23 protein-coding genes are annotated in these 25,975 nt (G+C 50.3%); 5 read left to right on the top strand and 18 right to left on the bottom strand.

Going from position 1 to position 25,975, the window contains the following annotated elements:
- Nucleotides 1–38: 38 nt before the first annotated feature.
- The 4 genes from GCU39_RS28230 to GCU39_RS28215 all read right to left on the bottom strand — a co-directional run bounded on the left by GCU39_RS28230 (nucleotide 39) and on the right by GCU39_RS28215 (nucleotide 6,006).
- Nucleotides 39–2,465 carry a transglutaminase-like domain-containing protein gene (locus GCU39_RS28230; protein WP_152396522.1) on the bottom strand — a complete coding sequence of 809 codons (2,427 nt, stop codon included), beginning with the start codon at nucleotides 2,463–2,465 and terminating at the stop codon, nucleotides 39–41.
- Complete coding sequence (locus GCU39_RS28225; RefSeq protein WP_152396521.1) at nucleotides 2,452–3,678, bottom strand: DUF58 domain-containing protein; 1,227 nt, start codon at nucleotides 3,676–3,678, stop codon at nucleotides 2,452–2,454. Before GCU39_RS28225 ends, GCU39_RS28230 begins: the two co-directional genes overlap by 14 nt.
- Entirely contained in the window at nucleotides 3,675–4,670 is a 996-nt protein-coding gene (locus GCU39_RS28220) for an AAA family ATPase (RefSeq protein ID WP_152396520.1), read from the bottom strand. Before GCU39_RS28220 ends, GCU39_RS28225 begins: the two co-directional genes overlap by 4 nt.
- A gap of 106 nt (nucleotides 4,671–4,776) precedes the next feature.
- Nucleotides 4,777–6,006 carry a polysaccharide deacetylase family protein gene (locus GCU39_RS28215; protein WP_193726664.1) on the bottom strand — a complete coding sequence of 410 codons (1,230 nt, stop codon included), beginning with the start codon at nucleotides 6,004–6,006 and terminating at the stop codon, nucleotides 4,777–4,779.
- A 166-nt stretch (nucleotides 6,007–6,172) separates the two neighbouring features.
- On the opposite strand from GCU39_RS28215, the gene GCU39_RS28210 reads away from it, so the two are divergent.
- On the top strand, nucleotides 6,173–6,769 hold the full coding sequence (locus GCU39_RS28210; RefSeq protein WP_152396519.1) for a DedA family protein: 597 nt from the start codon (nucleotides 6,173–6,175) through the stop codon (nucleotides 6,767–6,769).
- A gap of 229 nt (nucleotides 6,770–6,998) precedes the next feature.
- Complete coding sequence (locus GCU39_RS28205) at nucleotides 6,999–7,958, top strand: hypothetical protein (RefSeq protein ID WP_193726663.1); 960 nt, start codon at nucleotides 6,999–7,001, stop codon at nucleotides 7,956–7,958.
- Between the two features lie 85 nt (nucleotides 7,959–8,043).
- Here the strand turns inward: GCU39_RS28205 and bcp are convergent, their stop codons facing one another.
- The 4 genes from bcp to GCU39_RS28185 form a co-directional block, all read right to left on the bottom strand.
- Complete coding sequence (gene bcp / locus GCU39_RS28200; RefSeq protein WP_152396517.1) at nucleotides 8,044–8,517, bottom strand: thioredoxin-dependent thiol peroxidase; 474 nt, start codon at nucleotides 8,515–8,517, stop codon at nucleotides 8,044–8,046.
- A 199-nt stretch (nucleotides 8,518–8,716) separates the two neighbouring features.
- The gene (locus GCU39_RS28195; RefSeq protein WP_152396516.1) at nucleotides 8,717–9,505 is read right to left on the bottom strand and encodes an ABC transporter permease; all 789 of its coding nucleotides are present in this window, start codon (nucleotides 9,503–9,505) and stop codon (nucleotides 8,717–8,719) included.
- A gap of 3 nt (nucleotides 9,506–9,508) precedes the next feature.
- Complete coding sequence (locus GCU39_RS28190; protein ID WP_152396515.1) at nucleotides 9,509–10,303, bottom strand: ABC transporter permease; 795 nt, start codon at nucleotides 10,301–10,303, stop codon at nucleotides 9,509–9,511.
- The gene (locus GCU39_RS28185) at nucleotides 10,296–11,342 is read right to left on the bottom strand and encodes an ABC transporter ATP-binding protein (RefSeq protein WP_152396514.1); all 1,047 of its coding nucleotides are present in this window, start codon (nucleotides 11,340–11,342) and stop codon (nucleotides 10,296–10,298) included. Before GCU39_RS28185 ends, GCU39_RS28190 begins: the two co-directional genes overlap by 8 nt.
- Before the next feature lie 169 nt (nucleotides 11,343–11,511).
- Between GCU39_RS28185 and GCU39_RS28180 the strand changes: the two genes are divergently transcribed.
- From GCU39_RS28180 to GCU39_RS28170, 3 genes are all read left to right on the top strand, one after another.
- Nucleotides 11,512–12,588: an LCP family protein gene (locus tag GCU39_RS28180; RefSeq protein ID WP_152396513.1), complete on the top strand. Its 1,077-nt coding sequence runs from the start codon at nucleotides 11,512–11,514 to the stop codon at nucleotides 12,586–12,588.
- Nucleotides 12,589–12,632: 44 nt separating this feature from the next.
- Nucleotides 12,633–13,946, top strand: a complete 1,314-nt coding sequence (locus GCU39_RS28175; RefSeq protein WP_152396512.1) for a glutamate-1-semialdehyde 2,1-aminomutase — start codon at nucleotides 12,633–12,635, stop codon at nucleotides 13,944–13,946.
- Nucleotides 13,947–14,235: 289 nt separating this feature from the next.
- Nucleotides 14,236–14,928, top strand: coding sequence for a TerC family protein (locus tag GCU39_RS28170; protein WP_152396511.1), 693 nt, complete (start codon nucleotides 14,236–14,238; stop codon nucleotides 14,926–14,928).
- Between the two features lie 124 nt (nucleotides 14,929–15,052).
- Here the strand turns inward: GCU39_RS28170 and bioC are convergent, their stop codons facing one another.
- The 10 genes from bioC to GCU39_RS28120 all read right to left on the bottom strand — a co-directional run bounded on the left by bioC (nucleotide 15,053) and on the right by GCU39_RS28120 (nucleotide 25,918).
- Nucleotides 15,053–15,928 carry a malonyl-ACP O-methyltransferase BioC gene (gene bioC / locus GCU39_RS28165; RefSeq protein ID WP_152396510.1) on the bottom strand — a complete coding sequence of 292 codons (876 nt, stop codon included), beginning with the start codon at nucleotides 15,926–15,928 and terminating at the stop codon, nucleotides 15,053–15,055.
- Nucleotides 15,903–16,658 (bottom strand): alpha/beta fold hydrolase, encoded by a 756-nt coding sequence (locus tag GCU39_RS28160; protein WP_152396509.1) that lies wholly within the window; start codon nucleotides 16,656–16,658, stop codon nucleotides 15,903–15,905. Before GCU39_RS28160 ends, bioC begins: the two co-directional genes overlap by 26 nt.
- Before the next feature lies 1 nt (nucleotide 16,659).
- On the bottom strand, nucleotides 16,660–17,844 hold the full coding sequence (gene bioF / locus GCU39_RS28155) for an 8-amino-7-oxononanoate synthase (protein WP_227793364.1): 1,185 nt from the start codon (nucleotides 17,842–17,844) through the stop codon (nucleotides 16,660–16,662).
- Entirely contained in the window at nucleotides 17,832–18,830 is a 999-nt protein-coding gene (bioB, locus tag GCU39_RS28150; protein WP_152396508.1) for a biotin synthase BioB, read from the bottom strand. The genes bioF and bioB overlap by 13 nt, the downstream gene beginning before the upstream one ends.
- 2 nt (nucleotides 18,831–18,832) lie before the next feature.
- Nucleotides 18,833–19,555 carry a dethiobiotin synthase gene (gene bioD, locus GCU39_RS28145; protein ID WP_152396507.1) on the bottom strand — a complete coding sequence of 241 codons (723 nt, stop codon included), beginning with the start codon at nucleotides 19,553–19,555 and terminating at the stop codon, nucleotides 18,833–18,835.
- A gap of 176 nt (nucleotides 19,556–19,731) precedes the next feature.
- A complete protein-coding gene (locus GCU39_RS28140) occupies nucleotides 19,732–21,033 on the bottom strand; it encodes an SGNH/GDSL hydrolase family protein (protein ID WP_193726662.1) in 1,302 nt (433 codons plus the stop codon).
- 89 nt (nucleotides 21,034–21,122) lie between these two features.
- Nucleotides 21,123–22,781, bottom strand: a complete 1,659-nt coding sequence (locus GCU39_RS28135) for an FAD-dependent oxidoreductase (RefSeq protein WP_152396505.1) — start codon at nucleotides 22,779–22,781, stop codon at nucleotides 21,123–21,125.
- A 97-nt stretch (nucleotides 22,782–22,878) separates the two neighbouring features.
- On the bottom strand, nucleotides 22,879–23,313 hold the full coding sequence (locus GCU39_RS28130; protein WP_152396504.1) for a MarR family winged helix-turn-helix transcriptional regulator: 435 nt from the start codon (nucleotides 23,311–23,313) through the stop codon (nucleotides 22,879–22,881).
- A gap of 155 nt (nucleotides 23,314–23,468) precedes the next feature.
- Nucleotides 23,469–25,124: a hypothetical protein gene (locus GCU39_RS28125; RefSeq protein WP_152396503.1), complete on the bottom strand. Its 1,656-nt coding sequence runs from the start codon at nucleotides 25,122–25,124 to the stop codon at nucleotides 23,469–23,471.
- Nucleotides 25,125–25,126: 2 nt separating this feature from the next.
- Nucleotides 25,127–25,918 carry an ABC transporter ATP-binding protein gene (locus tag GCU39_RS28120; protein WP_152396502.1) on the bottom strand — a complete coding sequence of 264 codons (792 nt, stop codon included), beginning with the start codon at nucleotides 25,916–25,918 and terminating at the stop codon, nucleotides 25,127–25,129.
- Between the last annotated feature and the right edge of the window lie 57 nt (nucleotides 25,919–25,975).

Raw genomic sequence — 25,975 nt, 5'->3', positions numbered from 1 at the left:
TCGAAATACTGCTTTCGAGGGAGCATAGCGCTGATCTGTCAACCTCGATTCTTCCCCTTGCAAAACTGAATCAGTCGATTCCTCATCAACCGGTCATACTGCTTCGGATGGAATGTGATCGCTTCCATAGCAAATACAGCCTGCATCAGCGAACCCTTCTTATTGTCAGCTTTGCCATCCAGCCGCGCAATATATTCACGCATCGTTAAATCTTGCGATTTCGCTCCATATTGATGAATCCATAACTGCCATAACAACCGAGCGACCCGTTCAATTCGCTTCGGATCCTCATGAGAAGTACGGAAACGCAGAATCGCAACATGCAGTCGGATGTACCATTGATATCGAAGCCACAGCCAGACGACAAGTGCAATCAATCCAATGGTCCATGCACCTTTCCACAGCCAGCTTATGTCCCCATTCCTTGCAACATTATAGAGATCAGACAGGATTGTCTCTCCTCCACGCAATGCACGGATGAACCAATCCGATACTTGGGATTCTGCATTTGGCGTCGCGGCAGCATCAGCAGCCGTTGAGCCTGAGCCCGTCTCCGACGAAGCCGCGTTACCTAATATCGGTGGCGTTGGATGCGCAGCGAGCTGTTCCGACCCGATCCCCTTCTCTTCATCGCCTGGTTGAAAGCCCGGTGTCGGCTCGAATGGAACCCAACCCGCTCCTGGAAAATAGACCTCAACCCAAGCATGGGCATCGCTCATCCGCACGGTATAGGTATTCGCAGTATCTTCGGAAGGCTCACCCGGCGCGAACCCTTTGACCCATCTTGCAGGAATGCCTTGCGTACGCAACATTACGACCATCGCCGTTGAGAAATGATTACAATAACCCTTGAGCTGCTTAAACAAGAAGTCGTCGACGAAATCTGCTCCTTTAGGCGGTACAGCCGTATTGGTTAAAGTATAGGTATAGTACGTCCGCAAATACTGTTCAATCGCCTTCACTTGATCATACCGATTCATTTGACCTGTTATGATTTGTTTGGACAACGCTGACACTCGTTCAGGCAGCTTATCAGGCAGCTGTAAATAGTCTTGCGTAATCGAAGCTGGATCCGATTCTTTGATCTGCCTCAGCTGATCTGGCACGACGTCTGGGATTCGAACATCTAGCATGTATCCTGTTACCAGCTTGCCTGCCCCGATCGAAGCTATCCGTAAGGCCCCATCTTCCGGGTGGTATTGAATGGAGGCTTCAGATGTATTCGCCGGACGAACTGCGGAAGTGGAGTCCTCCCCCGAACCTTTCACATGCAACTGATTCAAGCCTATAATCACTCCGCCAGCAAAAAGCGGCCACTTCTGCGTCGAGATCAAATTCGATGAAGTAAAGCGAATCGACTGTTCTATAGTTGATTTCGAGGCATCTTCCTGCTCCGCTGCTAACGTGTCAATCGTCGCCCACTGCTGCAGAGGTTCCCAAGCCTCGGTCGATGCAAGCCAGCCTCTTCCATCATAGATTCTTCTCGTCTCGCCGCGCCAATAGGATCGAACAGGGGTCGTTGCCTCGAATACAATCGAAGGATCTGATTCGAGCGCTCCGCCCAAGCTCTCATCATTTTCGCTATATCCAGTCTCTCCAGTCGCCGTCTTCGTCAGGGAAGCGGAAGCGGTCTGTGTCTTGGCCGCCCCATCCAGCCAATTCACTAGATTGGTCCCGAACGTATCCGATGCCCATTGCTCCAGACCAGCAAATTCCTGATCCCAAGCGATTGGCTTCACATCCGTTTGCTCTGTGCGCTGGGCCAAGAAATAACCGCCTATAAAGCACAGCATTACCGCAATCAGAGTGCCCCCCATCCATCTTCTCGGCCAGCCCAGCAGCATCGCCTGATTACGGCTCCAGCCATCCACCGATCGCTTGACCTGTTCCAAGGTAACGATTCGCAAGAGCGCAATCAACAATAACGCCTCCGTTACCGTTCGAATCATGCCCATCGTGGTATCCATACCGAAGCCCCATAACAGAATCAATTGATAGATGATCGTGATGCCAATGAACAGAATGCTGCTCTGACGGTGAATCGCCAGTGATTGGACCGATGTGACGAGCATGGCCCATCCGATTAATAAGAGCCCTGTTCGAAGTTCTCCGCTATTCACGAATCCACCGCCGCCATTCATTTGCATCAGGAGTCCGAAATTTGTAGTAACAGAAGACACCAGGTTCCTCAGCGCATCCATACTGGAAGTGCCTGTGGAGGCATAAATACTGATCCACGTTCCGATGCAGACGAGCAGAAACAAGCTCATTCGAATCGCTGTACGCAGCGACAAGCAACCGATAATCAGGAAACATGCCAAGGCGATGAATAATGGTGAGATCCGGTAAAAGTCAATATTATCCTGCAAATGGTACAGCGGGATTAGCCATTCTGCGAAGAGTCCGAACAATAAGATTGAGATGATCGCACTTCGGACGGTGTGGCTTGTCTTATGCGCTGACATCTTCCACACCTCCTCGCGGCGTCGGCAGCAGTCCCTGCTTCGACTCAATGCGATATAAGGTCACGCCAAGACGTTGCATGCGTTCAAACCATCGTTGTTCATCCGCGTTGAGCTGATCATGCTCCATAACCCACACCCATTCCAAGGGATGCCCTTGCGTATAGAGCCACTGCGCGACCTCTGCTGCTTCTTGATCCATCCGTTCCGAGACAATAACGAATACCGCACCTCGCGGCTCGCGCATCGCCGTATGCCGGACCGTGGTCAATAATAATGCTTGCTCCTTGGGCTGGACCTCCGCAAAATATTGCATAAGTTCCGCCGTCATCACGTCCTTCAGCTGCCATGTGCGGCGTTCATCCCCCTGAGGGCAGACCAACGATATTTCCGTTCCGACCGCGAGGAGTTGCTCCAGCCGTGCGACGCTCCAAGCTATCTTCATCTCGAATCGCTGCTGCTTGGCTGACGAGGTATCCAATATGATACAGACATAGGACTCTCCTACACGATCCGGCAACCGGATCTGCCAATTCCTCTGCTTTGCCGAGCTCTTCCAGTGGATTCGTTTCCACGGATCACCGGGTACGTATTCACGCAATTCTGTCCCGAGCGTAGCCGATTCCATGCCCATACGGTACATGCTCTGCTCTTCTTTGGTCGAAGGCACGGCATAGCCCGTTAACGCCTGCGGCCAACCGATTCGAGCCGGGTAGATGAGAATGGATTCCTTTGTCTTCACCTGCTTCTTTTTCGTAAAAAATCCAAATAAGTCCCCGGTGCTTACCTCCATATCGGCAAAAGCATATCGACCGCGTGCAAGACCATGAATACGATACGCATAAGTTATTCGGGAACGAAAGCCCGGCAAACAAAGATGCGTGTGGGTGAAGACAGGCTTTGGCGGGATGCCAGCTTGCCCATGCGTGGGCATGGCGCGTTCCGTGAGCGTTAACCAGAACAACGGAATCCAGGAATTCACCGAAACTTCCATCGTCACCGTGAAAGACTCGCCGGCAAAAAGGCGAGTCCGTTCCATACGGCGCACAACATGGACCCTTCGCAGCGCGAGCATCTGGATGAGCAGACCTGAGCCGATAATGCACGAGAAAACGGTGAACAAGAACCATTCCACCGCCCCATCGCGATAATTTGCTATAGCAAAGACGGCACCCCAACATGCAAGTGCCGCGATGCCTTTCCCTATCGATCTCATGCTCTTCTCGCCCCCGCATCCGATTTGAACATCGGGACAGGTACACCACGAATGAGCTGAATAAGCAGCTCTTCGCAGTGCACACCCATCATGCGTGCCTGCGGCACGAGCGCCAAGCGATGGGCCAGAACGTCGACGGCGATCTGTTTTACGTCGTCGGGCACCACATAGGCGCGCCCATGCATATACGCATGGGCCTGCGCTGCGCGCATCCACATCAGCGATGCGCGGGGGCTCACACCGAGCGCAAGGTCTGCATGCGCTCGTGTAGACTGGGCGATCAGCACCAAATAGTGCTTGATCGCCTCATCGACATGCACCGCGCGAACCTCGCGCTGCATGCGCACGATGTCTTCGGCCATCACGAGTGGCCGAAGCGCATCAATGGGGTGGAGCTGCTGCATGCGGTTCAGCAGCTCCACCTCTTCCATGGGCTCCGGAAAGCCGAGCTTGATCCGGAGCAAGAAGCGGTCCAGCTGCGCCTCCGGCAGCCGGTACGTGCCTTCAAAATCCTGCGGGTTCTGCGTCGCCATCAGCACGAAAGGCTCAGGCAGCCGCCGTGTGACGCCATCGACCGTAACCCGCCGCTCTTCCATCGCTTCGAGCAGCGCAGATTGCGTCCGTGGCGAAGTGCGGTTGATCTCATCGGCGAGCACCACATTCGCCATCAGCGGACCGGGTCGATATTCAAACTGCAACGTTGCTGGGTTGTAGACAGACACCCCCGTAATATCTGACGGCAGCACGTCAGGCGTGAATTGAATCCGCTGGAATGAGCCGCCGATCGATTGCGCTACCGCGCGAACCAGCATCGTCTTGCCCACGCCGGGGACATCTTCAATCAAGACATGCCCACCGCACATCATGGCGAGGAATGTCTTCATGATCGCGTCGCGTTTGCCAATCATCACGCTCTCGACGCGCGCAATCATCTGCTCGACAAATGGCGTCAGTTGTTCTTGACGAGGTAGAATCGGATTTGAATAAGACATTTAGCGAAACCTCCATCTCTATGAGAAATGTTCATTTCTACTAGTTTCGCCACATCAAGTTCGATTTAGACCTCAATTCCCTTGATAATTCAGCTGTTATATCTTCTTATTCCACCGTAACCTCCCGCTTCTGCCCATCATCGACATAACCGACCACTTTCAAATTCAATACTTCCAACAAATCTCTTAAATTCAACTGGATGCTCCCATTACTCATCACATAATCCAACGAAATATCTGTACGCTCCCCGTCTGATCGTTTAACGACTGCTACGCGCTTACTCATGTTCATATCTGCTTGCAGATCCCCAATCTTGATCATCACGGTCTGCTCTGTCTCATGCCACGTGATCTCCCCACCCATTCGGCTTGTCATCGTCCGTAAGCTAACATAGAACTGGTCGCGGATCATTTGATATTCCTCAACATTTAGCAGCCAAGTCGATGATCCATTTCGGATTTGTAACGGCAAGGATCGGTTCATTACCGTTCCCGAGGATGCTTCAGGCCATGAATTGACACTTTGCATCATCATGCGATCCGCTTCCTCCGATGACAAAGCAGCTTTCACCCATTTCGACTTCGACGCGAGCCGGAACTGTACAGGTTTCACCTCTGGTGTGAGTGCAGCAAACTGATAGCCGTTATTTTTATAATATTGAATGATCGTCGGCAGTGCCTTCACGCTCTCGCTATGTCCCGTCCCGTCGTGCAGCAGCACCGTGACATTCGTCTTGAGCGGGCCTGATTTGACCCCTTTAATAATCTCTGAGGCTGGGACATTTCTGCGCTTCGAATCACCGCTATCCACGTCCCAATCATGTACGATGAATCCCGCCTGACCGAGGTAATCAAAATAATTCTGATCAAAATTCCCATACGTTCCTCCGGGTGCGCGTAACAAGGTAGGACGTTGTCCCACAATTTGATTCAGCACATCTTCTGTCTTGATCACTTGTCGCCAAAATTCTCGAAAATCGGTATATAATGGTTTGTATGCATGATTATAAGAGTGATTGCCCAGCTGATGCCCTTCCTGGACGATGCGCTTCACTAGATCAGGATGCTCCGCTGCCTGTTGACCAAGAACGAAGAACGTGGCCTTGATCTTTTCTTTGGCCAGTATATCCAGAACTTCTGAAGTGTTTTTGCTCGGTCCGTCGTCAAATGTTAAATAGACCGTCTTCGTCTGGAGCACCTTTGCTGACTGCTCGGCACTTGCAATTCCCGTAAACAATGTATAGTTAAAAAGGAGAAGCAGCACCATCGCACAGCTTCTCCGATTCCATGTCATACTTTTGCTTACATGCTGACGATTACTACGTTGATTCTTCATTCCATACCCTCCCAAGTGTCTATGAAATCATTCATTTGCTAGAGTATATGGGAAGGTATGAAACTCTATGACTCAGCCGACAATATTAATTGCTAAACTCATAGAAATATAGCAGTTGGAACGGCTTGGACTGAGTTAAGTTGATTCGTATAGGAGGATTTGCTGGATGCACCATATTGAACAGCTGTTCCATGATTACGGCTATTTCGTACTCTTTTTTGGACTTCTGCTGGAGTTCATTGCGCTGCCTTTTCCCGGGGAGACGACGATGGCTTATGCAGGGTATTTGTCCTATATGGGCAAATTAAATTGGATGATCCTGATGATTGTCGCATTCCTTGGCACAACGATCGGGATGACGATCACTTATTTCGTCGGGCATGCCGTGGGGATGCCCTTTATTCGCAAATACGGCAAGTGGTTCTTATTAAGCACCGCCAAAATCGAAAAAACAGAGAAATGGTTCGGCAAATACGGCAATGGACTTATCTTTATCGGTTATTTCATCCCTGGCGTACGCCATTTCACCGGATACTTCGCAGGCATTATTCGCCTGCCTTTCCGCAAGTTCGCAATCTACGCCTATACCGGCGCGTTGTTTTGGGTGATTGTGTTCATCTGGCTGGGCAAGTTTTTCGGACCGCAGTGGAACCGGGTATTCAGACTTGTGGAGCATAATGCGGTCTATGTGGTGATTGGCGTTATTGTCCTCCTCGTGATCTTCCTGGTGATCAAATACCGAAAGCGGCTGTTCGGCAAATAATTCGGAGGGGGGGCGCTTTTGCGCCTCCCTTGCTACTTCTACGCTATTTAACTACTTTTTTGCAGTTATTTGCGCCGCGCTCACTACTTCTACGCAATTTATCTGCTTTTTTGCAGTTATTTTCGCCACGCTCGCTACTTCTACGCTATTTAACTGCCTTTTTGCAGTTATTTTCGCCACGCTCGCTACTTCTACGCTATTTAACTGCCTTTTTGCAGTTATTTTCGTCGTGCTCGCTACTTCTACGCCATTTAACTGCTTTTTTGCAGTTATTTTCGTCGTCTACGCTACTTCTATGCCATTTAACTGCTTTTTTGCAGTTATTTTCGCTAAGCACGCCGTTTCTACGCTATTTAACTACCTTTTTGCAGTTATTTTCGTCGTGCTCGCTACTTCCACACCATTTAACTGCCTTTTTGCAGTTATTATCGTCATGCACGATACTTCTACGCCATTTAACTGCTTTTTTGCAGTTATTTTCGTCGTGCTCGCTACTTTTACGCCAATTAACTGCCTTTTTGCAGTTATTTGCGCCACGCTCGCTACTTCTACGCTATTTAACTGCCTTTTTGCAGTTATTTTCGTCGTGCTCGCTACTTCTACGCCATTTAACTGCCTTTTTGCAGTTATTTTCGTCGTGCTCGCTACTTCTACGCCATTTAACTGCCTTTTTGCAGTTATTTTCGTCGTGCTCGCTACTTCTACGCCATTTAACTGCTTTTTTGCAGTTATTCACGCCACACACGCTACTTCTACGCCATTTAACTGCCTTTTAGCAGTTATTTTCGCCACGCACGATACTTCTACGCCATTTAACTGCTTTTTTGCAGTTATTTGCGCCACGCTCGCTACTTTTACGCCAATTAACTGCCTTTTTGCAGTTATTTGCGCCACGCTCGCTACTTCTACGCTATTTAACTGCCTTTTTGCAGTTATTATCGTCATGCACGATACTTCTACGCCATTTAACTGCTTTTTTGCAGTTATTTTCGTCGTCTACGCTACTTCTATGCCATTTAACTGCTTTTTTGCAGTTATTTTCGCTAAGCACGCCGTTTCTACGCTATTTAACTGCCTTTTTGCAGTTATTTTCGCCACGAACGCTACTTCTACGCTATTTAACTGCTTTTTTGCAGTTATTTTCCCCGCGCACGACACTTCTACGTACACCGCACGCATACGTCGTTAGGTGTTTACCACATAGCTCTTTAAATAAGAACACAAAAAACAGGGTATGCCGATCCCAATCGACATACCCTGTTCATGCAAACCACCTAAGATCCCATCTGCTTCACGGTCTCCAGTACCGCGTCGACATGCCCTTTGACGCGCACCTTACGCCATTCCCCAGCAAGCCTTCCCTCTTCATCGATCAGGAAAGTGGAACGCACGATCCCTTCGAACTCATGCCCGTACAGCTTCTTCCACTGCCAGACGCCGAACAATCTGCTGACGTCGTGCTCCGTATCCGCGAGCAGCAGGAACGGAAGCTCGTTCTTCGTGATGAACTTCAGCTGCGCCTTCGTCTCATCGCCACTGATCCCGATCACTTCTGTGTTATATTTGGCGAACTCGCCGCGAAAATCGCGGAAATCGCATGATTCCTGCGTACAGGCCGGCGTTGAGCTCTTCGGATAAAAATAAATGACGAGCTTCTTACCTCGATAATCGCTAAGGGAGACCTGCTTCCCGTTCGATGCGGGCAATGTAAAATCAGGAATGCGTTGTCCCAGTTGCAAATCTGTCATTCTTATTCCCTCCTTCTACTAAACTAACAAGTTCCATGAACATAGAGCGTAGCGGCTGAAACGTAATGGAAGAGCGATAGCGCTCGCCTTTGTCCTCGGATATCAACAATTAATTGATCCGGTCAAGAAATCTGAGGACAACAGCGACTGGAAGGACGTTTCAGACGCGAAGCGAGCTTGTTCATCGGACCTGCCTCTCCTATGACCCGGCCCCGCGATATTTCCGTACGCCATAGTTCCAGAACAGAAGCCCTCCCGTAAAGAATACGATCCCAACGACCGGTGTTAGGAGCGCGAACGACTTCGTGATCTCCTGATCAAGGAAATACGCCGCTGGATAGACGCCGACAAAGGCGAACGGCACGACCCACGTCAACAGCACTTGAATCAGTCGATTATAGATCGTGATCGGGTATCGCCCGTATCCCTGGATATTGAACATCAGCGGCAGGATGCCCGTCGGTGCGTCGGAGAAGAATGAAATCGCCGTTAACGCAGTATACACGCCAGTATAGATCAAGACAGAACCAATCACCATGACGATCAGCACGAGCAGCTCCACAATGCCGAACGGAATATCGAGCTGGGCCCAACAAATGCCGAGGATAACAGCCCCCACGAAGGAACCGATGATGGACGGCGGATCGATATTTTCCAAAATGACTTGAAATAAGCTATGTGCGGGTCGCGTCAAGACGCGGTCCATCTCCCCTTTGACAATATAGCGCTCACTGAAGCCCCATAAATTGATAAACGACATAAAAATCCCGTAAGGGATCATGAAGTATCCGTAGACGAACACCACCTCTGCTTCCGACCACCCGCCGAGCGAGTTGGTATGTTGGAAGATGACGAGGATGAAGATCAAATTCGTCGCTTGGAACAATAGATCCGACAGCACCTCGACCCAGAAGTCTGCGCGGTACGTCAGCTTTGTTTTCACATAATTCTTCATATATTCCCAGATTAACGATGTGTAAAATACCATACTCTAACCCCCCTGTACGAACAACCGATGCCGAGCGCTGCGCCACATCAAGTAGATCGGAAGAATTAGAATCGCGAACCATAACAATTGAATCCCAAGCACTTGCCAGATGCCTGTCCCTTGAATACGCCCCGTAAATACCGAGCTCGGCAGGAACGTGATCGCTTGGAACGGCAGATACTTCATAATGCCTGACAGCCAGCCTGGGAACAAACTAATCGGCACGATGACCCCGGAGAATAGATCGACCAACACGCGTTTCATCCGCATCATACCTTCATTGTTCTCGACGAAGAAGGATAGCAACCCGGTAAAGATATTAATTTGCGAATTAATTAAGAAGCTCATTAATAACATAAAGAGGAAGGCTGTCCACGCGGCTGGATCGGTCGGAAGCTTCACTGGAAACAGCAGGCATGCGATGATCATCCCCGGGCCCATGAAGAGCAGCAGACGGAACAAGCCTTCGCCAAGACCTTGCATCATTTTGACGAAGACATAGTTATACGGCCGGATGAACTGAATCGCGACACTGCCGTCCCGAATGTCGTTCGCGATCTCCCGATCCAAGTTATTGAAATAAAATGCGCGGGCCATCCAAGACACCGCAACATACGTCGTCATCTGATCGACCGTGAACCCGCCAAGCGTCTGCTGCGAACCGTAGATCGCCTGCCAGGTGAAATAATAGACACCAATATTGAGGGTATAAATGAGAATCCCACTGTAATAATTGACGCGGTAAGCCAGCATCATTAGAAACCGAATGCGGATGAAATCGAGATAAGCGCTAACCATTCGACACCTTCTCCTCACCCAGCAAATGCAGCTTCGATTCGTCCGCCGACCCTGACTTATAAATCTCGCGTACGATATCGTCGGTATTCGTCTCGATGATCTTAATGTCTGTAATCTCCGTCGTACCGACGACGCGGCTCAGCACATCGGACACGTTCACTTCGAGCGGAATCCAGACTTTGGCGGTGTATTCGTTCTCGACAGACCATGCCACCTCAAGGCCAGCCGTTAGGAATTGCAGCTGCTCCAGCTGGAACGGCGCCGCGAATTGGAACTGGACCTCACGTCCTTTGCCCCACTTCGCCTTCAGTTCATCCAGACCGCCGTCATAAATAATTCGCCCATCATCCAGCATAATGACGCGCGAACAGAGGGCTTCAATATCCTGTAAATCATGCGTCGTGAGGAGAATCGTCGTCTCATAACGCTGGTTCATCTGTTTGAGAAATTCCCGGATCTCCGTCTTCACCACAATATCCAGACCAATCGTCGGCTCGTCCAAGAACAAGATCGACGGGTTATGCAATAAGGAAGCAACGAGCTCACAACGCATCCGTTGCCCAAGGCTCAGCTTACGTACGGGACGGTTCAGCAAATCCTGCAGCTGCAGTCGTTCGACAAGTTCATCCAACCGCTTCTTAAATTCCGCTTCCGGCACGCGATAGACTTTGCGAAGCAGCTGGAACGACTCGATCACGCCGATATCCCACCACAACTGACTCCGTTGGCCGAAGACGACCCCAATGCCGCGCACGAATTTCTCACGGTCTTGATAAGGTACGAAGCCATTCACGCGAATGTCGCCGGAGGTCGGGACGAGAATGCCTGTCAGCATCTTAATTGTTGTTGATTTCCCAGCCCCATTTTCGCCAATATAACCGCAAATTTCACCTTTAGGAATCTGGAAGGATATATCTTTGACCGCACGTACCTGGTTGTATTCCCGACGGAACAAATCCAGCAGGGCGCCCTTCACGCCTTCGCGGTTCTTCTGCACGTTGAATTCTTTGCGCAAATCTTTGACATCTATCGCTAACACGATTCTAGCAACCTCCTGGTACAATGCCTAAAAAACGACAATTCATTTGATTTTTCTCCAAAAAAAAAACTATAATGTAATGATACTTTAAATAGTTCATCTTGCAAAACCATTTATTTTCTGAAAATCATAGGGAAGAAAGGAATGAAAGCAACATTTTATGAAAAAGATGAGCAAACGGGCAAAGTGGATTACTTACTCCAGCATTACAATAGTTGCTATTGTACTGATTTTTGCCGGCATCTATGCGTTCCGCATGTACAAAGGTCTTGATAATATGAATAAGAAACCCGAGGACTCTATCTTTAAAAATAATACGCAAGTGGAAGAAGTGAAGCCTCCGGAATGGACAGGCACGGAGCGCGTTAACATATTACTCTTAGGCGGCGATTCCCGGGGACTCGCGAAGAACGAGGTGCCTCGTTCCGACTCCTTGATGATTGCCTCAGTGGATCCCGTAACGAAGCGAGGGACATTATTCTCCATCCTTCGGGATACGTACGTTGATATTCCAGACCACGGCAAGGAGCGGATCAATGCTGCGTTAGCGATTGGCGGCCCGAACCTCGCAATGAAGACCGTCAGCGATGTCATGGGGATTCCGATTCAATACTATGTCTACGTCGACTTCAAAGGCTTTATTGCGTTGATCGACGCCATTGGCGGCATTGACTTCGAAGTGGAGAAAGACATGAAATACAGCAGTAAAGCAGACAAACATGAGTATGATATCGATCTTAAAAAAGGGATGCAGCATCTCGATGGGAAATCTGCTCTGCAATACGTTCGTTTCCGCCACGATGCCATGTCGGATTTCACGCGTACGGAACGTCAACGCGAGTTCTTAAAAGCGGTGGCAGCGAAAATGCAAACGACTTGGTCGATCATGAAATTACCAGATATCCTTGAGCAAGTGAATCCGTTCATTGAGACGAACCTTACCGTGGATGATATGTGGAAGCTTGCAGCGCTTGGTTACGATACGAAGGTCGGCAGCAGCGTACAGATTCCTCCGATGGATATGATCTCTGAGGAAAAAGCTGGCGGAGCCGCGGTCATCGGCGTCAAAAACTTCGATAAGCTCAAGGATTTCGTCCAAGAAACCTTCACAAAGGACAATGCGCCAGAACCTCCTACAGCGACAGATGGCGGAACGGCGACAACGACAGACACCGGTACAACGACGAACGGAACGACGGACAAGACAGACAAGACAGACTCGAATACCAGCACATCTAAGAAATGATCAACACCGTTATTAACTTTTCGTAGTCTTAAGGAGAATATGCAATGAATCGAGAACGTTCAGAACATTGGTATCAAGAAGCATTAACCCATATCGTCGGCGGAGTGAACAGCCCTTCCCGATCTTTCAAAGCTGTTGGCGGCGGTGCTCCCGTCTTCATGGAACGCGGTCAAGGCGCTTATTTCTGGGACGTCGACGGCAATAAATACATCGACTATCTGGCTGCTTACGGCCCGATTATCGTCGGACACGCACACCCGCATGTCACCGAAGCAATTACGCGCGCAGCACAAAACGGCACCCTGTACGGAACGCCCACGACGCTGGAAGTCCAGTTCGCGAAGATGCTGAAAGATGCGATCCCATCGCTCGATAAAGTACGCTTCGTCAACTCCGGTACGGAAGCGGTGATGACCACCATCCGTGTGGCTCGCGCTTATACGAAACGTAACAAAGTCATTAAATTTGCGGGTTGTTACCACGGGCATTCCGACCTTGTCCTCGTTGCAGCGGGGTCCGGCCCTTCTACCCTTGGCATTCCGGATAGCGCAGGAATTCCAGCGAGCATCGCACAAGAAGTCATCACCGTACCGTTCAATGATTTGAATGCGCTGGAAGCAGCACTTGAGCGCTGGGGCGACGATGTCGCAGCCGTGATGGTCGAGCCGATCGTCGGCAACTTCGGCATGGTCATGCCTGCCCCTGGCTTCTTGGAAGGCCTCTGCCGCCTCACGCGGCAGTTCGGCGCGCTGGTCATTTATGACGAAGTCATCAGCGCGTTCCGCTTCCACTACGGCAGCGCGCAGACGTTCGCTGCGTTTGATGATTTTGCCGCGATTGAGCCGGACCTCACGGCGCTCGGCAAAATCATCGGCGGCGGCTTGCCGATCGGCGCATACGGCGGCCGCAAGCATATTATGGAGCAGGTCGCACCGCTCGGACCTGCGTATCAAGCCGGCACGATGGCAGGCAATCCAGCCTCCATCGCTGCGGGGATCGCGTGCCTGGAGGTCCTGCAGGCACCAGGCACATACGAGCGCATGGACGCGCTCGCCAAGACGCTCGTAGGCGGTCTTGAAGACGCTGCGCGCAAGCATGGCGTGCCTTTGACCATTAATCACATTCGCGGATCGTTCTCCACGCATTTTTGCGACCATCCTGTGACAAACTATGAAGAAGCACAGCAATCCGACGGCGAGCTATTCGCTCAGTTCTTCCGCGGCATGCTGTCCCAAGGCATCTGCCTCGCTCCTTCAAAATATGAAGCCTGGTTCCTGACAACCGAGCACACGGAGGATGACATCGCTAGAACGATCGAAGCTGCGAATACCGCTTTCAATCACATGTCAGTCCGATAATCCGCGAATGTAACATGAAAATGTTATATTCGGATGATTGAAAATCCGGATCGGCTGTGGTAGGATAGAGACAATTCAATACGTCTCCAAAGGGGAGTAGCAAGTCACAGTAAAGTCGTCATTACGGGAACCCGTTTCCCCGGCTTTATTGGCAACGATCATGTTGTTTGCGAGACCTTTGCCATCTATGGTAAAGGTCTCTTTTTTATTGTCTAGATAAGATTAGACGCCGTTACCATAGAGGGTAACGGCGTTTTTTGTTTATATCATTATAGGAGGAGTTGGAATTATGGATTTATTCTCAATGGAGTTCTGGTCGGCGCTACTCGCAATCGTCATGATCGACCTTGTTCTCGCCGGCGATAATGCCATCGTTATCGGTCTAGCGGCGCGCAACTTGCCAAAGGATAAACAAAAGAAAGTTATTATTTGGGGGACTGTCGGTGCGATCGGTATCCGGGCGGCAGCAACCTTAGTCGTCGTCTGGTTGCTCAAAATCCCAGGCTTGCTGCTTGCAGGGGGACTTGTCCTTCTCTGGATCGCCGTCAAGCTGATGGTCGAGGAGAAAGAGCATAACGTCGAATCCGGTCAGAGCCTATGGGCTGCCATTCGGACGATCATTATCGCGGATGCGGTCATGGGGCTCGACAACGTTCTCGCTGTCGCAGGCGCAGCCCACAGCAGCTTCTTACTCGTTATTCTTGGTCTTGCCATTTCGGTACCGATCGTTGTCTGGGGAAGTACTATCGTCTTAAAATTCATGGAGAAATATCCGATCATCATCACCATCGGTTCGGCCGTCCTTGGATGGACAGCTTCGAAAATGATCGTCGGCGAATCGTTCATGAAGCCATTCTTCACGAATCCGTTCATTAAGTATGGATTCGAGATCGTGGTCGTCGCTGCAGTCATCCTGGTCGGTCTCTTGATCAAGCGCCGCAGAGGGACAGGTGTTAAGCCGCATACCGAACCGCAGGCTTAACTATCCCTCTAGACTTGGAAGACATTCAGGTACTTTGCGGGGACTCCAAGAACTTGTAAATACTGTTAGCAAAGGCATCGCATGCACTAGCAAATCTAGTCATGCGGTGCCTTTCTTATGCGATTTATCCTTCTCGGCAGTAGATGCCGTACCCCACGTCATAGGTGACCTGAATCCCTTCCCCGCTGTTCGCGGCAAAGTGCTGTTCATAATGTGCGGACATCGCTTGCAATAAGGCTCGGCTGCTGCCGGCTTGGTCCGCTTGCATCACGGCATTTGAAGCACCGACCCGCTTCACACTATGCATAAATGCCAATACATCCGGATACGTAAGCATATATTGCTGCTGTTGCCATTGGAATGAGCCCTGATGCTCGAAGATTTCCCGCCAATCCGCTTCATACGGGTACGATTGCCCATGCGGTCTCATCGGAAGCCCGAGCTTCAATTCCGCTGCTGCAAAGGACTGATGCAATTCATGAAAGGTATCGCCAGCGAATGTAGCAAATGCGCATAGGCCGTTGCTCCGCACCAATTGCAGCAAGGATTGGCACGTACACTGCGGATCGTTGAACCATTGGAATACCGCAGACGATACAATAACATCATATGTAAATTCCTGCGAATGGTGAGCATTATGGTCCTGCATCATTTGTGCGCACGCCCAAGACCACATCTCGGCATCTGCGACAATAAAAGATACATCAGACGCTTCTCCTCCCAGACGCTTCCTCGTCTCCTCTATCATACGATCAGAGAGATCCAGCGCCGTGATATGCGCCTGTGGAAATAACTGGACGAGCCCTGCTGTAACCATGCCTGTGCCGCACCCAATTTCTAGTACGCGTCTCACCTGACGCCCCTTCGCCCACTCGGCTACATATCCAAGTAGACGTTCAGCCATCCAGCGTTGTACGATTGCATATTGATCATATTGCCCGGCATGACGGTCGAAATTGCGGCGCACTCGCTCTTTATCCACTAGTAACGTTCGTCCCATAGCCCAGTCTTCTCCTTAATATCGTTAAAAATAAATGTCGTTGATGATGAAAAGGCATATGGCCCGCATCAGGTATATATGCAATCCGATCTGCTAGAGAATGCGTTGGCGCAGCATCAACCGGACATACTTCATCTAACATGCCATGGATCCAATAAATATTCATCTGCTGCTGTATTAACTTCATCCAAGCTTCATGCAAATTCGTATCGAGCAAATATTGCAGCCCTGCAACTAACCCAGCCTCGTTAAAATCGTGCGATATAACATATTCGTCACGAAGCTGCGCACGCTCTTCATCCGTATGCAGCGATGCTTGGAACGCTGATACAGTTGCCTCAGGCTCTTCTATCATCTTCTTGCGCATCCGCTCGACGATGCGTCTTGGCCACCCTTGATCTCGGTTCGTAGTGACGAATTGAAGCGATGAGGCAATAAGGGTTAACGACCCCAGCCGCCTGATTGAGCAATTTAGATCATCATGCGCTAACGCTTCAATCCCGAGCATGCCCCCCATCGACCAGCCGATGATGTGCAGATCTGCTGGTGTCGCGGATTCAAGCAGGTTCTGAATATCTTTCCTCACCGTGTTCCGAAAATCTTCTACCGTATGACAAGACTGATAACTAACAAAAGAATGAGTGAATTCCGGCAGATCCGGTATCATCTCCTGCCACACGGCCGATGAGGTGCCATAACCATGAATCCAATATATATGCGGCTTCGTCATATCAGATCAACCTCATCTGCTGGCCAATCGCAATCATACGCTGGGCAGCCCAATTCAATTCGTGTTCCTGGTGTGTAGCCATGATCGTGAACCGGATCCGCGCTGACCCTTGCGGGACAGTAGGCGGTCTGATGGCAACAGCCGCGATTCCTTCCGCTTGCAGCGCTCGGCTATACACGATTGCCTGCACATTGTCTCCAATCATGAGTGGAACGATCTGACTCTCGCTGTCCCCCATATCGAACCCCGCTGCCTGCAACACGCTTCGAAATTGCTGAGCCCGTGACTGCAGCGCCTGGCGCCGCCAAGCTTCTCGCTGCGAACGAAGCCAGTTCTCTCGGATCGCATAGATTAGGATCGGCGGCAACGCAGTATTGTAAATAAGCGTACGCGCACGATTGATCAAATATTGAATCAAGACCGCGTCCCCTGCCACATAGGCTCCAACGGCACCATAAGCCTTGCTGAACGTCCCCATCTGCACCTCAACTTGGTCTTGGAGACCCATCGCATGTACGATTCCTTGACCTTCGCTGCCATAAACTCCGCCGCTATGGGCTTCGTCGACCATTAACATGGCGCCGTAGCGATCCTTGAGCGTGACCAGGTCTTGCAGGGGTGCTATCGTCCCGTCCATACTGAAGATCGTATCGGTGACGATCAGTTTGCGTGAATTCGCCGGTGCCTTTTTCAGTTGATGCTCCAGTTGGTTCAGATCCCGATGGCGATACCGTACATGCTCCGCTCGACTAAGCTGGATGCCATCCACAATGCTGGCATGATTCAGACGATCGCTAAAGACATAGTCATGTCTACCGACAAGCGCAGGAATAATCCCCAGATTCGCCATGTACCCGCTGCTGAATAGGAGACAACACTCTGTTCCTTTGAACGCAGCGAACTCCTGCTCAAGCTGGGTGTAGATCGGGTCATTCCCAGCGACAAGACGGGATGCCCCCGCCCCACAAGGATATTGCACATCCGAAGGTTCAATTCGAATCCCCGATTCCGAGGCAAGCCCCAAATAATCATTCGAGGCCAAGTTGAGCATCCGCCGTCCATCGCGTTCCAGCCAGCCGCCCACCTGAAGCTTGGTCGCCACCAATTGCCGTACCAAATGTTCCTCTTGCAATCGGTCCAGCTCCGCCTGCATCCAATCCCACTTCGCAGCCTTTACAGCGCACATAGCTCAATCTCAAAGCCCATATCTTCAATCATGCGATGATCATCTGTCGCCTCTTGCCCCTCGGTTGTGAGGTAATCCCCAACGAAGATTGAATTCGCAGCATACAACGCCAGCGGTTGAAGCGATCTTAAATTTACTTCCCGGCCGCCAGACGCCCGAATTTCCTTATCCGGACAAATCAACCGGAATAGTGCAAGCACCTTCAAGCAATAACGCGGATTCAAATGCTTGAGCGATTCAAGCGGTGTTCCTGGAATCGAATTTAAGAAGTTCACGGGGATAGAATCTGCATCGAGCTCACGCAAGGCGTAAGCGACATCGACGACATCTTCCTTCGACTCGCCCATCCCAACAATGCAGCCCGAGCAAGGCGACATGCCCGCGGCCTTGGCACTCTCGACCGTTGTAACGCGGTCATCATACGTATGGGTCTTCGTAATGCTCGAGAAATGTCCCGAACTCGTATTCAAATTATGATTATAGCGGTCGACCCCTGCCGTCTTCAGACGATTAGCCTGATCTTGCGACAGGATCCCAAGGCATGCGCAGATTTTCATCGGCATGGTTGACTTGATCTCTTCGACCGCGGCAATGACTTGATCCAGTTCGCGAGGCGTCGGTCCTTTCCCGCTCGCTACGATGCAATACGTGCCCGCCTGCATCTCCATCGCTTTACGCGCGCCATCGATGAGGACATCCTTCTCGAGCATTGGGTATTTCTTCACCGGTGCTGTCGAGACGATGGATTGTGAGCAATAACCGCAATCCTCCGGGCATAATCCGCTCTTCGCATTGATGATGAGGTTCAACTTCACCTTCTTGCCGAAGTAATGCTTGCGTACCCGAAAGGCTGCATGCATAATGGCAAGCAGTTCATCATCATCTGCGTTAAGTACTGATAACGCTTCTTCTTTCGATAACCGTTCTCCTCGTAGAGCTTTATCTGCATATGTATTCCAATCGATTCTAGTTAACAATTCACTCATCCTTAATCCCTCTCCATTCCAATAAGTTGATGCAAATTCACACGTTCAGCAACACATGCAGCCCAGGCCAATCTCCACTCATCATTCGCTTCTTCATCCATCCAAGGCAACATACCAAGAACCTCAACGTCACCGAAAGTCTCGATCATCATGGCATTGTCCATCACATCTGCCTCTGATCCTTCAGGGTAACCATTGAGAATCACACCAGCGACCTGGAGACCCGCCTGCCTAGCATAGGCAACCGTCTGCAGCGTATGGTTCACCGTTCCAAGACCTGCTCTAGCCACAACCAATAACGGGAGTGCAAGATCTCGCGCTAAATCCACCATCAGATGCTGCTTGGTTAACGGAACACCAAGCCCGCCGGCACCCTCTACCATCCACATGCCGCCTTGTGCAAGCCTTGCCTTGCCCTCCTGGACCAATTGTTCATAATCCAGCGCAGCGCCGCTTCTTCGGGCTGCGATCCATGGAGCTAACGGGTCGGGCAAGGTTAACGATACAAGTTGTTCCTCCTGCTGCTTGCCGATCAAACTTCCGTGGAGCAGACGATAGCTGTCTGCATGCTGCGATCCGACGCTGACACCGGTCTGGACAGGCTTCCACAGCCGGATATCCCGCATACTGAGATGGTGTGTCAATGCCGCTGCAATGCCGTAAGCTACTTGTGTCTTACCCACATCGGTATCCGTCCCTGTTATGAATAATCCTTTGTTGTTCATCGCTGATGCACCTCATATTGTCGTCTATGACATTTTAATTGTCAACCAATTATAATATATTTGGTTAACAATTAAAATAGACTTGCAGAATGGCTTCGTTCCACATCACTTCTCGCTATACAAAAAAACTTCCGTCCATCGCACCTACGCCGTGCAATGTCGGAAGTCTTCTGAACCTATGGATTAATAAATACCGTATGAGCTTTAGCCCGATTCTCAATCTGGAAGCCTAACCCGTCAGCGAGCAGACGCAGCGGCACATAAGTCTTCTGCTCCTGACCGACCTTCAGCAGGAAAGCTGGAGCATCAACAACAAGCGGCTGACCATTCACCGATGCTGTCTTCGCACCGATCGGCAAGGTTAGGACGCGGTCGCCATACGTAATTGTGGCTGTTGACGTCTTGTTATCCCACTTCGACGTTGCGCCCATGGCATCGACGATATCTTTGATCGCGACGAACGTCCGGTTATTCCGTACCGTTGGCAGATTTTTCGAGACAATTTCTTGCCCTTTCACAACGATGGTCGCCGTCCCTGTTCCGATCTGTTTCGGTTCACGATATGATCCCCATATCGTCTCAGCGAAGGCCTTCGCCATCAGCTCATACCCTTTCTGGGTGGGATGAATATCTTGCTCCATCAAGTTGGTATGCGTAAGCTCACCTTCTCTGCCTTTGAACCGTTCAGCGACATGCGCGACTTTGACGTCGATCCCCTGATCCGTAAAGGTCTTCGCGATACCGTCAATCGTACTGGTAAATTGGTCTGCGACTTCCATCAATTTCTGATATAACGCTTCACGCTGGTATTTCGGCAATGGTTGATACTGATCCGCGATAACAATCGTCGCCTGCGGATTCATTGCCTTGAGCATGTTCACCGTCTCCGTGACATTCGATGTATACTGTTCGATCAGACCACCGACCAATCCCTTCGCTTTATCATCGGTCAGATCGCTCATGCCGCTAAGCAAGGCGCCAAAATCATTCCCGCCGATCGTAATCGTAATCACATTCGCTTGTTCAATATCGGCCTTGGCTTGTGCGATTCCTTGTTCGATCGAGGATGCGCGCGGGTCCTCTGCAACGGACTTCAAATCTGCATACTTGAAGGATTGACCGGATTGAATTGCCTTTACATAGATACGCAGCCCTTCGCTGGTTAATCCAAGAATGCCGTAATTGTTCACTTTCGCTCTGCCCTTGTATAACGCCTGCTCCAAGATTCGATCCACAAACCCATAAGGAACAGGGTTCTTCTCCTTAAGCAGCTGCGGCTCGAAGCCTACAGTTAGCGAATCGCCAAGTGCGACATAACGCAGTTCCGATACCGCTGCTTGCGCTGCCTTCGTCTCTACAGCACTGTTCATGGGAACGGCCGTCTCCGCATAAGTGCCGCCTGCCCAGCTCATACCGAGCATACATGCCATGACAGTCACAACGATCGTTCTCCCCTTCGATCGTGGTTGCTTCTTCATCACCATTTCACCTCTATACCCAATCTATAAATCTACCACATGATTATACCATAATTAGGTACAAGAGTAGGGCTCTGCGTAACGAGCAACTACTTAGCCATAAATGACGCTGCGACATAGCCAAAAGTCATCGCTGGTCCCAAGGTTGCCCCCGGTCCTGGATACGTCTCTCCCATTACTGCGGCCGAGCAGTTGCCTGTGGCGAATAAGCCTGGAATCGGTTCCCCCTTTACATCGAGGGCCCGGGCGTATTCATCCGTTACGATGCCGCCCTTCGTACCGATATCACCCGGATAGATCTGAACCGCATAGAACGGCCCATTCTCCAGCGGAGCCATGTTCGGATTCGGATACGTCGGATCGCCATAGTAACGGTCATACGCGCTATCCCCGCGGTGGAATGCCGTATCCTTGCCTTGCCGCGCATCGCGATTAAACCGTTCGAACGTTGCTGTCAGCTTCTCCACGGGCACGCCCATCGCTTGAGCTAGTTCTGCCGGCGTATTGCCTAGCTTGATGAAGCCATTATCGAACCACTTCTTCGGGAAAGGCTGTCCTGGGAAAAGGCCAAGGAAGATATAGCGGCTCTTCGTCGTCCTATCGATAATGATCCATGACGGTGTGGTTCTCGCTTCCGGCTTATCGTTCTTGTACATCTGATCCACAAATTGATGATAGGGCACGGCCTCGTTCAGATAACGCTCGCCCACGCTGTTGACGATCATCATGTTCGGCAACGCGCGCTCCGCGACTAAGAAATACGGCAATTGACCCGGAGGGACGGCAGACGGCGCTCCCCAGACCCGATCCATGAGATCCAATGTCGCCCCGATCTTGAGTGATGCCCCGATGATGTCTCCGGTCTGTCCTTCGGAAGCCGATGTCCATCTCTCCGATGTCGGGTGCGGCAAATATTGCTCACGCATGCTCTGGTTGTGAGAGAACCCGCCTGAAGCTAGAATCACGCCTTTCTTCGCTTCAATGCGTATAAGCTTGCCATCGCGCTCTGCAATCAGACCGACAACACGCCCCTCGTCCATCACATAATCATGAAATGCTGTCTTCACCCAGACTTCTCCCTGAACATCCATCAGCGATTTGCGTAGACGGCCTATCAATGCTTCACCGAGCGAGGACAGCTTCGCACCGGTTACAACACTACGAATCAAGCGCATGCCGAGCTTAAGCGATGTTTTTTTGCCGATCCATGTTCTTGTAATCATATTCACTTTATGAAATTCAAAAGCGTTCATGACAATACCGTAGGTCGGCAAATTTGCGCGTCGCATCTTCTTACGTTCCTCACCAAGTTTCTTCAGGTCAAAAATGAGAGGTTCTACGGACCGGCCTTGTGGAAATCCACCTGGTGCTTCGGGATAATAATCCGAATAGCCCGGAATGTACTTGAAACGTACATGCTCCGTGTTGTCATGCAGATACCGCACCATTTCCGCACCACGCTTCACATAAGCTTCTCTACGTGCCTTTGGGACGCGATCTCCTACCGTTGCATTCAGATAGGCCTGCGCTTGCTCCCACGTATCCTGAAGTCCCGCTTCCATCAGATAATGGTTCGTCGGCACCCATATCGCACCGCCGGACAAAGAGCTAGACCCACCGAATAACGCCGTCTTCTCAATGACGAGCGCAGACATCCCTTTCAATCTGGCAGTCAACGCCGCCGCTAACCCTCCTGCACCTGAACCTACGACAACGACGTCATAACTTGCATCCCACGGCTTGCTCATCGATCGATCTCCTCTCATTTTCCGAATCGTGTATACGCTTACAAGAATGAAGATGATTCAGACAGCATTGCTGCTATACCCGAGTGATTCGCTATCGCTAATCCTTCTGTGTATCCAACAGTTTTTTATAAATGCGAAGCAATTCCCGTACTTCCGCTTCCGTCAAATCTTGCATCAGTTGATCGATCATTACGGTGCGCTGCTCCTGCAGTTCAGACAATACCTCTCTGCCCTTCTCCGTAATCTCAAGCATGACGACGCGGCGATCATCCTCCTTCGTCAACCGCTTCACCAGTCCATTCTTCACGAGCTTGTCGGTCATCACAGTGACACCGCCTGACGTTATCGCAAGTGTATTCGCGAGTACCGTTGCACGTTGAGGCCCTTCCGCATCCAATATTTCAAGCGCCATAAAATGCGTATGGGGTACGTTCAACATGGCATTCTTATTCCAATCCGTCATCCATCGCCGTACAAGAACGCTGTACATGCTGTAAATTTGATGAATATCTTGCTTCTGGATGCGGTCCACCTTCTTTCTGTGCGTTCATAAAATTATCTTACTAGTAAGAATTCTACTCATAAGACAAATAATTGTAAACCCATATTTTTCTAAATTCATGATCCACATAGAAAAAGGCACTTCACTTCATCAAAACCGATGAAGGCGTGCCTTTTTTATTTACGCTATGCGTTAATATTGACCTGTCTTCCCTTGCTTCTTCCCCCCGTCCAGATCCAGAGGCAGACCGCAATAAGCGCGGCCAAATAGATATACTGCCCATATGCCAGCATCGTACTGCCATAATGAATGGCGGTGAATGGCGCGATCATGAGCAGATACGGCATGATCCCCCACCCTGTGGCTTGCTGGGATTCTGCGATAGGTTCCGAGAACGGCAGCGACTTCGTCATGAACTTGTAACACAAGCTCGTATAGACGATCGCGCTCAGAACGACGACGAAGAGGTCCGGAACAATATGGCTTCCGAACAACGCAATGAAGACAAGCGCTTGGATCAGGAACACAGGGATGAACATACGGAGCAAGACCACTTTGGTTAGAGCCCGGTGGAATGCGGAGACATCTTGAACCGGGGCCACATGATAGATCCATGCACCCTTGTGCCGACCTGAGAACTTCGCCATCGCGATACAGGTCGGAATGACCATCAAGCAGAAATAGATCGTGTAGTACATCGAACTCGAGCTTAATTCCGCGAGCCCCCCGCTCCGCAGCGTATTGAAGAGCAAGACAAATGGCAGAATAAAGGCGACCCCGAGCGACGGATAGACTTTGAGCTTGAACTCCCGCTCGCTCCCGATCATGCGCATCACGAATCGGAAGAAAGCCTGTTCTTCCCGCGACGTACACAACACCTTCGCCAGAACATGCAAACCTCGACGCTCGGCGACTTTTCCATCTCCCCCTTGGTAAGTTAACTTCATTAAGTGCTGCTCGAACTTCGGCAGACTGCGGATATAGACCGCTACCGCAAGGATCGGGGCACATACAGCAAGCACCGTCATCGCGATCACATACGGATTTGTCATCCCTGTAAGCAGAGCGAAAGGCGCTGCATACCATATTGGCGGAAGCAGTAAGTTCCACCATGCCGGCACCCAATCGAAATCAATTTGCATCAGATCGAAGGAGCGAATTACAATCTGATAGCCGATGACAAGTCCGATAGACAGACCGATTTGCACATAATTGATCATATCCTTCAGCTTCTCGCCATCGAAAATCCGCAGCACCCCGAAATAAACAAGTGCAGTCAGTACAAGAATCAACAAATCCAGCAGAATGATCTCCACGAGAAAAATCAAACCAAAGACGATCCCATACCGGATAATTGACACGACCCACACCGGCGCCATCAATACGGTTGTAATAATCACAAGATAATTGACAATATGTAGCGCCTTCGCCATGCTGATCGTCCTAGGGTGAACCGCTTTGGTACTGAGTATAGACTTATCCCGTACATCAAGCAGCACCGAAGAGAAATCGGAGATCATCGAAGAGGTCATCATGAACATCATCATGCTGAAGATAATACTCATCTGAACCATCGGCTGGCTGCCGAGCATCAGGAACGGAACCATCAAGCATCCGATAAAGCCATATACAAATAACGATTTGCCAAAATAGTTCGTCTCCGTCAGCATATCGTCCTGCTTCTTCTTCTTCGACATCATCGTGAGCACCGTCGGAACCCGCCGACGATCCATCAAGAGCTTCACCTGTAGAATTTTGCGCATGACATCGTAATCAACGCCCAACTTCGTGAAATAGCCTCGGCAACGATCTAAGATCTGTAATACTCTGAATTCCCGCATCGCTATACCTCTTGCACAATGGATACGAAATCCTCAGCAATCACCTTATGCTCGTGAAAGCCTGTCAGTTCATTGAAGATTTCTTCCAAGGTTCCTTCGTGATTACGTTCCTTCAACTCATCAAATGTCCCATCGGCTACAATACGCCCGCCATTGAGCAGTACAATTCGGTGGCTGATCTTCTCAACGACGTCCATAATGTGCGAAGAATAGAATATTGTCTTCCCCTGTGCCGCGAGCTGCGCTAGAATTTCTTTGACGACCATGACACTGTTGGCATCCAATCCGCTGAGCGGCTCGTCCAAGAACAATAAATCCGGGTTGTGCAGCAGACTGGAGATGAGCATCACCTTCTGCTTCATGCCTTTGGAATACGATGCGATCGGCTTGTTAAAGACGTCCGCTCCTAAACCGAACTGCTCCATCAACCTGCGCGCCTTCCGGTTCGCATGATCCCAAGTCATCCCGTATAACTCCCCAATAAACGTTAAATATTCGCTTGCCGTTAGATTATCATAGATATCTACGACTTCAGGCACGTAACCGATCCGATTCCGATACTGCAGGTCTCCCTTCGCGATATCCTGACCGAACAGCTGAATTTCACCCAAATAACCGGTCACCAAACCAAGCATAATCTTGACTGTCGTACTCTTCCCTGCCCCGTTGGGCCCGATATATCCAATGATCTGCCCTGGATAGACATCCAAATCAATGCTCGTAAGTACGGTTTTGGTGCCATAAGCCATATATAAATCCCGTATGGATACAACAGGTTGTTGTTCAATGTTCATCTCCATATCTCCTCTCCCAAGCCTAAGTGACTTCACGGACAAAAAGAGCAAAGAAAC

It is taken from the genome of Paenibacillus guangzhouensis (genome assembly GCF_009363075.1).
GTDB lineage: Bacteria > Bacillota > Bacilli > Paenibacillales > Paenibacillaceae > Paenibacillus_K > Paenibacillus_K guangzhouensis.
This window is presented reverse-complemented; position numbering and strand designations above follow the sequence as displayed.

Bases quoted from the DNA above. Each gene is read 5' to 3' on its own strand.
- GCU39_RS28230 (WP_152396522.1), bottom strand. From the start codon at position 2,465: ATGTCAGCGCATAAGACAAGCCACACCGTCCGAAGTGCGATCATCTCA.
- GCU39_RS28225 (WP_152396521.1), bottom strand. From the start codon at position 3,678: ATGAGATCGATAGGGAAAGGCATCGCGGCACTTGCATGTTGGGGTGCC.
- GCU39_RS28220 (WP_152396520.1), bottom strand. From the start codon at position 4,670: ATGTCTTATTCAAATCCGATTCTACCTCGTCAAGAACAACTGACGCCA.
- GCU39_RS28215 (WP_193726664.1), bottom strand. From the start codon at position 6,006: ATGAAGAATCAACGTAGTAATCGTCAGCATGTAAGCAAAAGTATGACA.
- GCU39_RS28210 (WP_152396519.1), top strand. From the start codon at position 6,173: ATGCACCATATTGAACAGCTGTTCCATGATTACGGCTATTTCGTACTC.
- bcp (WP_152396517.1), bottom strand. From the start codon at position 8,517: ATGACAGATTTGCAACTGGGACAACGCATTCCTGATTTTACATTGCCC.
- GCU39_RS28195 (WP_152396516.1), bottom strand. From the start codon at position 9,505: ATGGTATTTTACACATCGTTAATCTGGGAATATATGAAGAATTATGTG.
- GCU39_RS28190 (WP_152396515.1), bottom strand. From the start codon at position 10,303: ATGGTTAGCGCTTATCTCGATTTCATCCGCATTCGGTTTCTAATGATG.
- GCU39_RS28180 (WP_152396513.1), top strand. From the start codon at position 11,512: ATGAGCAAACGGGCAAAGTGGATTACTTACTCCAGCATTACAATAGTT.
- GCU39_RS28175 (WP_152396512.1), top strand. From the start codon at position 12,633: ATGAATCGAGAACGTTCAGAACATTGGTATCAAGAAGCATTAACCCAT.
- GCU39_RS28170 (WP_152396511.1), top strand. From the start codon at position 14,236: ATGGATTTATTCTCAATGGAGTTCTGGTCGGCGCTACTCGCAATCGTC.
- bioC (WP_152396510.1), bottom strand. From the start codon at position 15,928: ATGGGACGAACGTTACTAGTGGATAAAGAGCGAGTGCGCCGCAATTTC.
- GCU39_RS28160 (WP_152396509.1), bottom strand. From the start codon at position 16,658: ATGACGAAGCCGCATATATATTGGATTCATGGTTATGGCACCTCATCG.
- bioF (WP_227793364.1), bottom strand. From the start codon at position 17,844: ATGTGCGCTGTAAAGGCTGCGAAGTGGGATTGGATGCAGGCGGAGCTG.
- bioB (WP_152396508.1), bottom strand. From the start codon at position 18,830: ATGAGTGAATTGTTAACTAGAATCGATTGGAATACATATGCAGATAAA.
- bioD (WP_152396507.1), bottom strand. From the start codon at position 19,555: ATGAACAACAAAGGATTATTCATAACAGGGACGGATACCGATGTGGGT.
- GCU39_RS28140 (WP_193726662.1), bottom strand. From the start codon at position 21,033: ATGAAGAAGCAACCACGATCGAAGGGGAGAACGATCGTTGTGACTGTC.
- GCU39_RS28135 (WP_152396505.1), bottom strand. From the start codon at position 22,781: ATGAGCAAGCCGTGGGATGCAAGTTATGACGTCGTTGTCGTAGGTTCA.
- GCU39_RS28125 (WP_152396503.1), bottom strand. From the start codon at position 25,124: ATGCGGGAATTCAGAGTATTACAGATCTTAGATCGTTGCCGAGGCTAT.
- GCU39_RS28120 (WP_152396502.1), bottom strand. From the start codon at position 25,918: ATGAACATTGAACAACAACCTGTTGTATCCATACGGGATTTATATATG.